This window comes from Streptomyces sp. NBC_00726 (genome assembly GCF_045161735.1).
Lineage (GTDB): Bacteria > Actinomycetota > Actinomycetes > Streptomycetales > Streptomycetaceae > Streptomyces.
This window is the reverse complement of sequence record NZ_CP108983.1, coordinates 4,395,209-4,407,252: the sequence shown is the minus strand read 5'-3', so window position 1 is coordinate 4,407,252 and position 12,044 is coordinate 4,395,209. Positions and strand designations below refer to the sequence as shown.

Sequence of the window (12,044 nt, the reverse complement as noted above, 5' to 3'; positions counted from 1 at the left end):
CACTCCGGAAAGGCGGACACCGCATGATCCCGGTCCCCCACCGCAGCCATGCCGACGACCTGCTCACCTTCATCTCCGCCAGCCCCTCCCCGTACCACGCCGTGGCGAGTGCGGCCCAGCGGCTGGAGAAGGCGGGCTTTCGTGAACTGCGCGGAACCGACGACTGGACGGGCACCACGGGCGGCACCTTCGTGGTCAACGGGGGCGCGCTGATCGCCTGGTACGTTCCCGGTTCGCTGCCCGCCCACACCCCGTTCCGGATCATCGGCACGCACACCGACTCGCCGAACCTGCGGATCAAGCCGACGCCCGACACGAGTTCGGCGGGCTGGCGGCAGGTGGCGGTGGAGATCTACGGCGGGGTGCCGCTCAACACCTGGCTCGACCGCGACCTGGGCATCTCGGGCCGGCTCGCGCTGCGCGCACCGGGCGGCGGGACCGAGTCCCGGCTGGTGCAGATCGACGAGCCGCTGCTGAGGGTGCCGCAGCTGGCGATCCACCTGGACCGCACCGTCAACGACGGGCTGGCCCTGGACCGGCAGCGGCACATCGCGCCCATCTGGTCGCTCGGCGCGGCCGACGAGGGCGCGCTGCTGCGCCGGGTCGCGGCGGCGGCCGAGGCGGAGCCGGGCGAGGTGCTGGGCTGGGACCTGATGCTGCACGACGTGCAGCCGCCCGGCCATCTGGGCGCGGAGCGGGAGTTCCTGGTGTCGTCGCGGCTGGACAACCTGGTGTCGGTGCACGCCGGGGTGACCGCGCTGACCGCGGCGGCGACGGCCGCCGAGCCGCCGGCGTACATCCCGGTGCTGGCGGCCTTCGACCACGAGGAGGTCGGCAGCGGCTCGGACACGGGGGCGCAGAGCCCGATGCTGGAGCGGGTGCTGAGCCGTTCGGTGTCGGCCCGGGGCGGCAGCTCGGAGGACTGGTCGCGGGCACTGGCCGGTGCGTACTGCGTGTCCGCCGACATGGCGCACGCGGTGCACCCGAATTACGCGGAGCGCCACGACCCGGGCCACCAGCCGCTGCCCAACGGCGGCCCGACGGTCAAGGTCAACGTCAATCAGCGGTACGCCACCGACTCGACCGGGATCGCGCTGTTCGCGTCGGCCTGCGAGCGGTCGGGGGCGCCGTGGCAGCCGTTCGTCTCCAACAACGCGATGCCGTGCGGCACGTCGATCGGCCCGCTGACGGCGGCCCGGCTCGGTGTGCCGACGGTGGACGTGGGGGTGCCGGGGCTCTCGATGCACTCGGCCCGTGAGCTGTGCGGGGCGCGGGACCCGGGTCATCTGGCGTCGATCCTGACGGCGTTCGTGACGTCTGCGTAAGGCGTTCGTGACGTCTGCATGAGGAACGGCGGTACGGGGAAGGGCCGCGCGGGCCCCTCCCCGTACCCATGTCAGCGGCGGGTCATGCGAAGCGCTGCTTCGCGGTGCCGTCGCAGGGTTGCAGCCTCAGCGGGTCATGGGCGCCCGCGAGGGTCGCGCACAGGCCCGTGGCGGCGGCCGGACGCAGGGTGCCCGACTGGCTCACGAAGCGCTGGTTGGCGGCGCCCGAGCAGTTGTAGAGGATGAGCGAGGCACCGGCCTTGTAGTCGGCGCCGGGGACGTCCAGGCAGCGGTCGTGGCTCAGTTCGGTGCGCAGGGTCTGCGTGCCGGAGTCGTACCACCAGCCCTGGTTGCGCCCGCCGTGGCACTCCCAGCCGGTGACCCCGGTGTCGTTACGGGTGACGGAGGCGGGGGCGTCCAGGCAGGTGTCCGTCGCCTCGCCGCGCAGCGGCTTGAAGACGTCGTCCCAGGCGACCGGCTGAAGGACGGGCTGCCCGGTGCTCGCCGGGTCGGCGCAGCTCGCCTCGCGCAGGCCGGAGTCGTAGATCTGCGTCAGGCACGAGGCGAAGGCGCCGTGCCCGGCCGCGTTCGGGTGGAAGGACTGGCGCACCGAGTTGGAGTCCGGCGGGAAGTGCGACAGGTCGATGTAGAGGCCGCGCGCCCAGGTGGACTCGCTGCACACCTCGTGGCCGTGGAAGAGCCGCGAGTTGTCGAGGTAGACCGCTCCGGTGTCGGCCGCCGCCTCGCGCATACCGCGCTCGAACGCGGGAACGGCGGTGTTGCGGCCCCAGGTGGCGTCGGAGTCGTACCCCGCGCAGCCGCCGGGAAGCTTGCCGGGGAAGTTCGGGTTGTCGTAGAAGTCCGGGCCGATGGGGCTCGGGTAGCCCATGACGACGAGCTTGTAGTCGCTGTCCGCGTAACCGGCGCCGGTCATCACGGTGCGCAGGTCGCGCACGGTCTTCTCGACCTTGGGGACCAGCCCGTCCACGCGGGCCTGCCAGCCGCCCTCGTACTTCGACTGGCACGGGCCCTGGATGAGGATCCAGCGCTCCACGCAGTCCGTCATGACCGGGCCGAACTGGAGGTCGTCGTTGGCGCCCGCGACCAGCACGATCATCTTGATGCGGGTGTTGCGCGCCTTGATGGCCAGATTGTCGCTCTGCACCAGCTCGTCGGCGTACTGCTTCGAGCCGCCGATGACGATGTTCCCGGTGTACGCGCCGGAGCACGAGACGTTGTACGTGACGTCGGCCGGGATGCCCGTACGGTGGATGGCGGCGTCGGGCGAGCGGTGGCACCAGTTGTCGGGGCCGTTGGTGCCCGCCTCGTACGTGCCGACGCCCTCGCCGGAGATCTCGCTGTCGCCGAGCGAGATGAGCCCCGTCTTGCGTTCGGCGAGCGGGCGTTCGGCCGGGTCGCCGTACAGCCGGGTGGCCTCCGCGGCGCGGATGGCCTCCAGTTCGGGCGACAGGGGGGTGGATGCGGTACTGCTGGTACCGGACGCGGCGGCGGCCGTACCCGTTGCCGCGGTCATCCCGCCGAACGCCGCCGCGATGGCCGCGGCGGCCGCGACGATACAGCGGATTCTGTGCCTGGTGCGCCTCATTGCGCCTCCCCGGGTTGTGGTTACCCCCGGTATTTACTGGCCGGTAGGCGTCTTGGGAATACATCGAACAAGACAAGTGCTCATCTTTTTGGGTGACTTCAGAGAGGTTGAACGATGACGGATCAGGGAACGGCCGAGGGCTACCGCGTCGAGCACGACTCGATGGGCGAGGTCAGGGTGCCCGCCGACGCGAAGTGGCGGGCCCAGACGCAGCGGGCCGTGGAGAACTTCCCGGTCTCCGGCCAGCGCCTGGAGCGGGCCCACATCGAGGCCCTGGCCCGCATCAAGGCCGCCGCCGCCAAGGTCAACGCCGAGCTGAAGGTCCTCGACCCGGACATCGCGAAGGCGATCCAGGAGGCGGCCGGTGAGGTCGCGGAGGGGCGCTGGGACGCGGAGTTCCCGGTCGACGTCTTCCAGACCGGCTCGGGCACCTCTTCGAACATGAACACCAACGAGGTCCTGGCCACCCTCGCCACCGAGCGCCTGGGCCGCCCGGTCCACCCCAACGACCACGTCAACGCCTCGCAGTCCTCCAACGACGTGTTCCCCTCCTCGATCCACATCGCCGCCACCGCCGCGGTCACCGCCGGCCTGATCCCCGCCCTGGACCACCTCGCCGCCGCCCTGGAGCGCAAGGCGGCGGAGTTCGCGACGGTGGTGAAGTCCGGGCGCACCCATCTGATGGACGCCACGCCCGTCACCCTCGGCCAGGAGTTCGGGGGGTACGCCGCCCAGATCCGCCACGGCGTCGAGCGGCTGCGCGCCTCGCTCCCCCGCCTCGCCGAACTCCCCCTCGGCGGCACGGCCGTGGGCACCGGCATCAACACCCCGCCCGGCTTCTCCGCCGCCGTCATCGCGGAGGTGGCCCGCGCCACCGGCCTTCCGCTCACCGAGGCCCGCGACCACTTCGAGGCGCAGGGCGCCCGGGACGGCCTGGTGGAGACCTCGGGCCAGCTGCGCACCATCGGTGTCTCGCTCACCAAGATCTGCAACGACCTGCGCTGGATGGCGTCCGGACCGCGCACCGGCCTCGCCGAGATCTCCCTGCCCGACCTCCAGCCCGGCTCCTCGATCATGCCGGGCAAGGTCAACCCGGTCATCCCCGAGGCCGTCCTGATGGTCGCCGCGCAGGTGACCGGGAACGACGCCACGGTCGCCGCCGCGGGCGCCGCCGGGAACTTCGAGCTGAACGTCATGCTCCCGGTCATCGCGAAGAACCTGCTGGAGTCCGTACGGCTGCTCGGCAACGCCTCGCGGCTGCTCGCGGACCGTACGGTGGACGGGATCACGGCGCACGCCGAGCGGGCCAGGGAGTACGCCGAGTCCTCGCCGTCCGTCGTCACCCCGCTGAACAAGTACATCGGCTACGAGGAAGCGGCCAAGGTCGCCAAGAAGTCGCTCGCGGAACGCCGGACGATCCGTGAGGTCGTCCTCGAAGCGGGCTATGTGGAGCGCGGAGACCTGACCGAACAGCAGCTGGACGAGGCCCTGGACGTACTGCGCATGACCCGTCCGTGACGGGCGCCGCCGGGCCGGGGCCGCGCGCTCCGTAGGATCTCTCCATGACGGGTACCGGAGAGGCCGGGCGCTGGGCGCCGGGTGACCAGATTCTGTGGCGCTACCGCGGCAACGGCCCCGAACGGCCGGATTCCGCCGCTCACGCGTTCCACATCTGCCGCCCGGTCACGGTCGTCCAGGACACCGAGGAGCTGCTGGCGGTGTGGGTGGCACCCGGCACCGAGTGCGTCAAGCCGGTCCTCGCGGACGGCACCGAGGTGCACGCCGAACCGCTCGCCACCCGGTACACCGCCCCGCGCACGACGGCCCGTTCGCTGTGGCTGGGCAACGGCGTGCTGAAGCTGGCCAGACCCGGCGAGCCCTGGTCCGTCTGGCTGTTCTGGGAGCGCGGCTGGCAGTTCCGCAGCTGGTACGTGAACCTGGAGGAACCGCGCACCAGGTGGGCCGGGGGCTCCGACTCCGAGGACCATTTCCTGGACATCTCCGTCTACCCGGACCGCAGCTGGCTCTGGCGCGACGAGGACGAGTTCGAGCAGGCCCAGCGGGTCGGCCTGATCACGCCGGACACGGCGCGCCGGGTGCGCGAGGCGGGGCGCGCGGCGGTCGGGCTGATCCGCTCCTGGGGGGCGCCGTTCCGGGACGGCTGGGAGGACTGGCGGCCCGATCCGGCGTGGCGGGTGCCCGAACTCCCGGACGACTGGGACCGCCGGCCGGACGGTTCGGACCGTCGGGCTTCCGCCATGCCGTCATGAGACCCTTGATGCACCCCAGGGGGGCAAACGTAGGATCGTCCCGAGGAGCGCGGCCCGGCCCCAACCGGCAGGCGGGGTGCAGGGCCTGACCGCAAGTCATCGGCTCGTCGCGTGGACCGCGCCCTCAAGGGTCGCATCGGCGTCACGAGTCGCACGAGTTGCCCGCATCGCATGAGCCACTACGAGGGGGTGGAGACGTGTCGGCTGGCCGCTGCCGCCCCCATGGAAACGTTGTCACCGGCATCCTGATCGGACATCGCGTTTCGGCCCCGTACGACGGGGAAGGCGATGTCAGCCGTTGTTATTGCCGCTCCTGCCGGGGCACAGTAGCGCCCCACAAGGTGATTGCCTCATACAACCGGCCCGGACGGACGGAATCCCACGCGTGACGGAGCACCCCACCTCCCACGAAGGCCGGCAGCCTCTCGCCGCCCGGCCGCAGGAACGCACCCGGCCGCGGCAGCGGGACGCCGCCGTGGCGGCCGCCGCTGCCGCCACGGCGATCCCGGCACCCGCCAAGGGCCCCGCGCCCGATCCACAGGCGGCGACGCGGCGCGAGGGCGACCGGCTGCGCTTCGTGGGGGCCGCGACCCGGCGGATCGCCCGGGGCATCGATCTGGACGAGATCGTGCTCGGACTGTGCCGGGCCAGTGTGCCGACGTTCTCCGACGCCATACTCGTCTACCTCCGCGACCCGCTACCCGTCGGCGACGAGCGGCCGGTCAACCCGTTCGTGCTGCGGCTGCGCCGCTCGGACCGGCTGCGGCTGACCGACGAGGAGACGGAGAGCCCGTCGGAGACGGAGCGGCTGCGGCTGCCCGCCGTCGACCCGCAGGCCGACCTGATGCCCGCCGCCGAGCTGTGCGAGGTCCGGCCCGGGAGCGCTCTCGCCGAGGTGCTGCGCGGGGTGCGGCCGGTCTTCGGCGACTCCGCGGCGGCCCGCGTCGCGCTGCCCGAACTGCTGGGCGCCGACCGCTCGGTGCCGTCCGGCCACCGGGTGATCCTGGCCCCGCTGCGCGGCCGGCGTCGGGTGATCGGGGCGGCGGTCTTCCTGCGCGGCGCCGAGCGCCCGGCCTTCGAGGCCAATGACCTCCTGGTCGCCGCCCAGCTGGCCACGCACACCGCCCTCGGCATCGACAAGGCCGTGCTCTACGGGCGCGAGGCGTACATCGCGGACGAGCTCCAGCGCACGATGCTGCCCGACTCGCTTCCCCAGCCGACCGGTGTGAAACTCGCCTCGCGCTATCTCCCGGCCGCCGAGACGGCCCGGGTCGGCGGCGACTGGTACGACGCGATCCCGCTGCCCGGCAGCAGGGTCGCCCTGGTCGTCGGGGACGTCATGGGCCACTCCATGACCTCCGCCGCGATCATGGGCCAGCTCCGGACCACCGCGCAGACCCTGGCCGGGCTCGACCTGCCCCCGCAGGAGGTCCTGCACCATCTGGACGAGCAGGCGCAGCGCCTCGGCAGCGACCGCATGGCCACCTGCCTCTACGCGGTGTACGACCCCGTCGCGCACCGCATCACCGTCGCCAACGCGGGCCACCCGCCGCCCGTCCTGCTCCACCTGGGCGGCCGCGCCGAGGTCCTGCGGGTGCCCCCGGGCGCCCCGATCGGCGTCGGCGGAGTGGACTTCGAGGCCGTCGAACTGGACGCCCCGGCCGGCGCGACGCTGCTGCTGTACACGGACGGTCTCGTCGAGTCCCGGCTGCGGGACGTGTGGACGGGCATCGAGCTGCTGCGGGAACGGCTCGCCGCGACCGCCCGGCTGACCGGCCCGGACCACTCGCCGCCGCTGGAGGCCCTGTGCGACGACGTGCTGGACATGCTGGGCCCGGGTGACCGCGACGACGACATCGCGCTGCTCGCCGCCCGCTTCGACGGGATCGCGCCGAGCGACGTCGCCTACTGGTTCCTGGACCCGGACGAGTCCGCCCCCGGCCGGGCCCGCAGGCTGGCGCGCAGGGCGCTCGGCCGATGGGGCCTGGACGACCTGTCGGACTCGGTGGAGCTCCTGATCAGCGAGGTGGTCACCAACGCCGTGCGGTACGCGGAGCGCCCGGTCACCCTGCGGCTGCTGCGCACCGAGACGCTGCGCTGCGAGGTCGGCGACGACTCCCCGCAGCTGCCCCGGCAGCGCCGCGCCAAGGACATGGACGAGAACGGGCGCGGCCTGTTCCTGGTCAACCGCCTGGCCCGCCGCTGGGGCGCGACCCGCCTGTCGACGGGCAAGGTGGTGTGGTTCGAGATGCCGACCGGGGGGCGGTGACCCGCCGGTTCAGCAGGTGGCCACGGGCACCGCGGTCACCGCGGCGGCGTCCGTGGCACGGCCGCGGGTGAAGGCGTAGCACTGCTGTACGGGTGCGCCGTCGACGCTCTCCCGGACGAGCACCGTGATGACGTCCGCGCCGCCGGACCGCTCCGCCTTCCTGACGGTGTACGGGCGCTGCCGGTGCGCGGGGTCGAGGACCCGGGCCGCCTCGGCCGGGGTCACCCGGCCGGTCATGGCCGCGAGGCGTTTGCGCGCGAGCGTCACGTCGAAGCCGACGACCCGGCCGCTCCGGCACGCGCTGTCGTCCCGTTCGGCGTGGGTCGCGGTCCACTCCGTGGCGGGCGCCTTCCACGTGAACGTGAGGGTGAAACAGCGTTCCGTCCGGACGGGCCCGGCGGCGAGCGGGAACCCCTTCTCGTCGTGGTCCGACGAGAACGCGGCGGTGGCGGTGTAGGTCCCGTGCTCCGGGTCGTACGCGATGACCGGGGCGTGCGTGTGCCGCCAGATGACGCCGACCAGCGCGTCGGGGGCGGTGGCGTGACCGGCCGACAGCGCGCGGGCCGTGGCGTCCGAGGTGCGCCGGGCCTGTGCGCGGACGGAGGCCACCGCCGCCTCCTCCCGCCGGTCGTTCACCCGGTCCGCGTGCCGGGTCGCGTAACCGGCGTACGCGAGCAGCGCGGCCGGGATCATCAGCAGCAGGAGGCAGCCGGTGGTGGCGCGACGGCGAACCCGCCCCGCCACCACCGGACCGCCCGGGACCGATGTCATCCGCGGATCATCCGGTCACCGCTCGTCGCTGTTGTCCGGCCGCCGGTCCCCCGTGATGTCCGGGAGCTCCACGGTGGACGAGGGGTCCGGGTCCGGGTTGGTCGACGGGTCCGGCGGCGGTTCGCTCGTCGGGCCGCCCGTGGGCGAGGCGGGCGGGGAGCTCTGCGGGGACTCGCTGACCGGCGGCGGCTCGGAGGACGGCGGCCGGGTGGTCGGCGAGTCCGAGGGCGTCGGGTCGTCGGAGGGCGAGATGCTGGGGCTCGGCGAGTGGGACTCGGGCGGCGGGCTGACCGCGGCGCCCATGTCCGTGTCGAGGTCGAACTCGCGGGCCTTGCCGACGGAGTGGCCCATGTAGTCGGCCCAGATCTCGGCCGGGAAGCCGCCACCGTTGACGCGGCCTCCGCCGCCGGCGCCCTGGAGGGTCACCTGCGCGCTCTTCTTGATCTTCTTGCCGTCGTCGCCGGTGCGGTCGAAGGCCGCCTCGCCGAACAGGCCGACCGAGGTGACCAGGTCGGGGGTGTAGCCGGTGAACCAGGCCGACTTGTTGTCGTCGGAGGTACCGGTCTTGCCGGCGATGTCCTTGTCGGAGAGCCCCTCCGCGTTGCGGACCGAGCCGCGGGCCGTACCGTCGTCGACCACGCCGGTCAGCACGGACGTCACGGAGTCCGCCGCCTGGCGGGAGATCACCTGGTCGCCGATCGCGTCGGGCATCTTCAGCGGGGAGTCGCCCTGGTGCGCGGCCGACTTCACGATCTGCGGGGTGACCTGCCTGCCGTGGTTGTCGAGCGTGGCGTAGACCCCGGCCATCTCCAGCGGGCTGGCGCCCATGGAGCCGAGGGTCATCGCGGGTGCGGCCTCCAGGTCCTTCACGTTCATGCCGAGCTTGCCCGCGGTCGCCAGCACCTTGTCCATGCCGACGTCCACGCCCATCTGCGCGAAGACGGAGTTGACGGACGCGTTCATCGCGGTCTGGACGGTGATCTGACCGTAGTTGTGGTCGTCCTCGTTCTCCGGCGCGAAGTACCGGTCACCGCCGACGACCGGGCGCTTGCTGGTGCCGTCGTAGCGGGTGCTCGCGGTGATCTTCTCGTCGTCCTGCGTCTTCGACTCGTTGTCCAGGGCGGAGGCGAGGATGACCGGTTTGAAGGTGGACGCGGGCTGGTAGTCCCTGCGCCCGGCGTTCGAGATCCAGTGCTCGCTCTGGCCGCGTCCGCCGTACAGGGCGAGGACCGCGCCGGTCTTCGGGTCGACCGAGGCGGCGCCCGCCTGGATGTCCTTGTCGAGCTTGCGCTTCTTGGTGTCCAGCTTGTCGAGCAGCTTGGCCTCGACCGACTTCTCCAGCTGCTGCTGCTTCTTCTTGTCGATGTTGACGGTGATCGTCCAGCCGCCGAGGTCGAACTGGTCGTCGGTGATGCCCGCCTGCTTGATCACGGCCTCGCGGGCCGCCTGGACGATGTAGCCCTTCTGGCCGGCCGTCCCATTCAGCGGCTTGGGGTCGTGCGGCTTGGGGAACGTCAGCCCCTGCCGCTTGCCGGAGTCGAGCCAGCCCTCCTCGACCATGTTGTCCAGGGTGTACGCCCAGCGCGCCTTGACGAGCCGCTTGCCGTTCGGACCGGCGACGGCCCAGTCGTACTGGCTCGGCGCCTGGAGCAGCGCGGCGAGGTAGGCGCCCTGCGAGACGTCCAGGTCCTTGGCGTCCACGCCGTAGTACGCCTGCGCGGCGGCCTGGATTCCGTAGGCACCGCGGCCGTAGTAGCTGGTGTTGATGTACCCGGCGAGGATTTCCTTCTTGGACTTCTTCTGGTCCAGCTTCAGCGAGATGACCAGCTCTTTGAGCTTCCGGCTGACCGTCTGGTCCTGGTCCAGGTAGTAGTTCTTGACGTACTGCTGCGTGATGGTCGAGCCACCCTGCTTGCCCTTGCCGGACAGCGTGTTGAGCAGACCGCGCGCGGTGCCCTTGAAGTCGACGCCGTGGTCCTTGTAGAAGGACTTGTTCTCGGCGGCGACGAAGGTGTCCTGCACCTCCTTGGGCACCTCGGCGAGGCTCACGATCTCGCGGTTGACCGCGCCGGTCCTGGCCAGCAGGGTCCCGTCGGCGTACTTGTAGACGTTCGCCTGCATCTCCGCCTTGGGATTGCCCTCGGGCACGTCCACGAGCATGTAGAGCACGGCGAAGGCGCCCATGCCCAGCAGGATCACCCCGAGGGCGGTGCCCAGTAGTTTGCGCCAGGTGAAGAGCCCGCGTATACCGCCGCTCTTCGCAGCCCGCCGCTGGGCTCGTCGCGCTTCCGCTCGACCCATCGCTTGGTCGCTCCCGTTTCTCTGCTCTGCTCCGCCGATTCAACCCGGACCTGCCAGCTAACACCGTCGGCAAGGCCGAAAAGCCGACGATCCGAGGTTTCACCGACGTGAGAATCAGCACCCGTCTTCGATGGAACCGACTCCCGAGGGGTGCGCAAGGTTGCGAAAACCGTTAATGTGTAATCACATTGCTAGCGACCGGCTAGCTGACCATGACGGGGGCCACCATGACCGATCCGCACCATCCCACCACCGCCGCCCAGCCGTCCGCCGGACTCGCCCCGGACGCGCCCGAGATGCCGGAACCGCAGGTCCGGGAGATGAAGGCGCACAGCATCGGCGGCGGCCTCGGCCTGCTGCTGACCGTGCTCGGGGTGATCGCCGGCATCGCCCTCGCCATCGTCGGGGGCGTCATCGGCTCGAACGGGAACAACGCCGTGGGCATCCCGCTCTGCATCCTCGGCGTCCTGCTCGCCATCGCCTCGTTCTTCTGCATGGGCGGTGTGAAGATGGTCGCACCGGGCGAGGCTCGGGTGATCCAGCTGTTCGGCCGGTACGTGGGCACCATCCGCACCGACGGACTGCGCTGGGTGAACCCGCTGACCTCCAGCCGCAAGATCTCCACCCGGGTCCGCAACCACGAGACCGCCGTCCTCAAGGTCAACGACGCCTACGGCAACCCGATCGAGCTCGCCGCGATCGTCGTGTGGAAGGTCGAGGACACCGCCCAGGCGCTCTTCGAGGTGGACGACTTCCTGGAGTTCGTGGCCACCCAGACCGAGTCCGCCGTCCGCCACATCGCCCTGGAGTACCCGTACGACGCCCACGAGGAGGGCGGCCTGTCGCTGCGGGGCAACGCCGAGGAGATCACCGAGAAACTGGCCGTCGAGCTGACCGCCCGGGTGCAGGCCGCGGGCGTGCGGATCATCGAGTCGCGCTTCAGCCACCTCGCGTACGCCCCCGAGATCGCCTCCGCGATGCTCCAGCGCCAGCAGGCCGGCGCGGTCGTGGCGGCCCGGCAGCAGATCGTCGAGGGCGCGGTCGGCATGGTCGAGATGGCGCTGACCCGGATCGCCGAGCAGGACATCGTGGAGCTGGACTCGGAGCGGAAGGCGTCCATGGTGAGCAATCTGATGGTGGTCCTGTGCGGTGACCGCGCCGCCCAGCCGGTCCTCAATACGGGCACGCTCTACCAGTGACCGGGGAGAGCCCGGGGGAAGCGCGGGAAGCGCCCCGCGCCCGGCCGCGACAGCGCAAGCAGATGCTGCTGCGGCTGGACCCCGCCGTGCACGACGCGCTGGCCCGCTGGGCGTCGGACGAGCTGCGCAGCGCGAACGCGCAGATCGAATTCCTGCTGCGCCGGGCGCTCGCCGAGGCGGGCCGGCTGCCGGGCGGCGCGGCCCCCATCCCCCGCCGGGGCCGCCCCCCGAAGCCCGTATCGGAGCCCACGCCGGAGCCGCCGGGCGAAGAGTAGGACCCGAGGCCCGTCCCGCCAGGGGCGG

Annotated in this window: 9 protein-coding genes; 6 read left to right on the top strand and 3 right to left on the bottom strand. The window is 71.8% G+C overall.

Going from position 1 to position 12,044, the window contains the following annotated elements:
- Positions 1 to 23 precede the first annotated feature (23 nt).
- The gene (locus tag OG338_RS19870) at positions 24 to 1,325 is read left to right on the top strand and encodes a M18 family aminopeptidase (protein WP_405938608.1); all 1,302 of its coding nucleotides are present in this window, start codon (positions 24 to 26) and stop codon (positions 1,323 to 1,325) included.
- Between the two features lie 82 nt (positions 1,326 to 1,407).
- Here OG338_RS19870 and OG338_RS19865 read toward each other — a convergent pair whose 3' ends face one another.
- Entirely contained in the window at positions 1,408 to 2,931 is a 1,524-nt protein-coding gene (locus OG338_RS19865) for a ricin-type beta-trefoil lectin domain protein (protein WP_405938607.1), read from the bottom strand.
- 114 nt (positions 2,932 to 3,045) lie between these two features.
- Between OG338_RS19865 and OG338_RS19860 the strand changes: the two genes are divergently transcribed.
- From OG338_RS19860 to OG338_RS19850, 3 genes are all read left to right on the top strand, one after another.
- On the top strand, positions 3,046 to 4,449 hold the full coding sequence (locus OG338_RS19860) for a class II fumarate hydratase (RefSeq protein WP_405938606.1): 1,404 nt from the start codon (positions 3,046 to 3,048) through the stop codon (positions 4,447 to 4,449).
- 44 nt (positions 4,450 to 4,493) lie between these two features.
- The gene (locus tag OG338_RS19855; protein WP_405938605.1) at positions 4,494 to 5,201 is read left to right on the top strand and encodes a DUF402 domain-containing protein; all 708 of its coding nucleotides are present in this window, start codon (positions 4,494 to 4,496) and stop codon (positions 5,199 to 5,201) included.
- Between the two features lie 385 nt (positions 5,202 to 5,586).
- Positions 5,587 to 7,470 carry a SpoIIE family protein phosphatase gene (locus OG338_RS19850; RefSeq protein WP_405938604.1) on the top strand — a complete coding sequence of 628 codons (1,884 nt, stop codon included), beginning with the start codon at positions 5,587 to 5,589 and terminating at the stop codon, positions 7,468 to 7,470.
- A gap of 9 nt (positions 7,471 to 7,479) precedes the next feature.
- Here OG338_RS19850 and OG338_RS19845 read toward each other — a convergent pair whose 3' ends face one another.
- Together OG338_RS19845 and OG338_RS19840 are read right to left on the bottom strand one after the other, a co-directional pair.
- Entirely contained in the window at positions 7,480 to 8,241 is a 762-nt protein-coding gene (locus OG338_RS19845; RefSeq protein ID WP_405938603.1) for a hypothetical protein, read from the bottom strand.
- Positions 8,242 to 8,256: 15 nt separating this feature from the next.
- Positions 8,257 to 10,542, bottom strand: coding sequence for a transglycosylase domain-containing protein (locus OG338_RS19840; protein WP_405938602.1), 2,286 nt, complete (start codon positions 10,540 to 10,542; stop codon positions 8,257 to 8,259).
- Positions 10,543 to 10,769: 227 nt separating this feature from the next.
- On the opposite strand from OG338_RS19840, the gene OG338_RS19835 reads away from it, so the two are divergent.
- Together OG338_RS19835 and OG338_RS19830 are read left to right on the top strand one after the other, a co-directional pair.
- Positions 10,770 to 11,741 (top strand): SPFH domain-containing protein, encoded by a 972-nt coding sequence (locus tag OG338_RS19835; protein WP_405938601.1) that lies wholly within the window; start codon positions 10,770 to 10,772, stop codon positions 11,739 to 11,741.
- On the top strand, positions 11,738 to 12,016 hold the full coding sequence (locus tag OG338_RS19830) for a hypothetical protein (protein WP_405938600.1): 279 nt from the start codon (positions 11,738 to 11,740) through the stop codon (positions 12,014 to 12,016). The genes OG338_RS19835 and OG338_RS19830 overlap by 4 nt, the downstream gene beginning before the upstream one ends.
- Positions 12,017 to 12,044: the final 28 nt, after the last annotated feature.

Coding starts and splice junctions, on each gene's coding strand:
- OG338_RS19870 (WP_405938608.1), top strand. CDS start 24: ATGATCCCGGTCCCCCACCGCAGCCATGCCGACGACCTGCTCACCTTC.
- OG338_RS19865 (WP_405938607.1), bottom strand. CDS start 2,931: ATGAGGCGCACCAGGCACAGAATCCGCTGTATCGTCGCGGCCGCCGCG.
- OG338_RS19860 (WP_405938606.1), top strand. CDS start 3,046: ATGACGGATCAGGGAACGGCCGAGGGCTACCGCGTCGAGCACGACTCG.
- OG338_RS19855 (WP_405938605.1), top strand. CDS start 4,494: ATGACGGGTACCGGAGAGGCCGGGCGCTGGGCGCCGGGTGACCAGATT.
- OG338_RS19845 (WP_405938603.1), bottom strand. CDS start 8,241: ATGACATCGGTCCCGGGCGGTCCGGTGGTGGCGGGGCGGGTTCGCCGT.
- OG338_RS19840 (WP_405938602.1), bottom strand. CDS start 10,542: ATGGGTCGAGCGGAAGCGCGACGAGCCCAGCGGCGGGCTGCGAAGAGC.
- OG338_RS19835 (WP_405938601.1), top strand. CDS start 10,770: ATGACCGATCCGCACCATCCCACCACCGCCGCCCAGCCGTCCGCCGGA.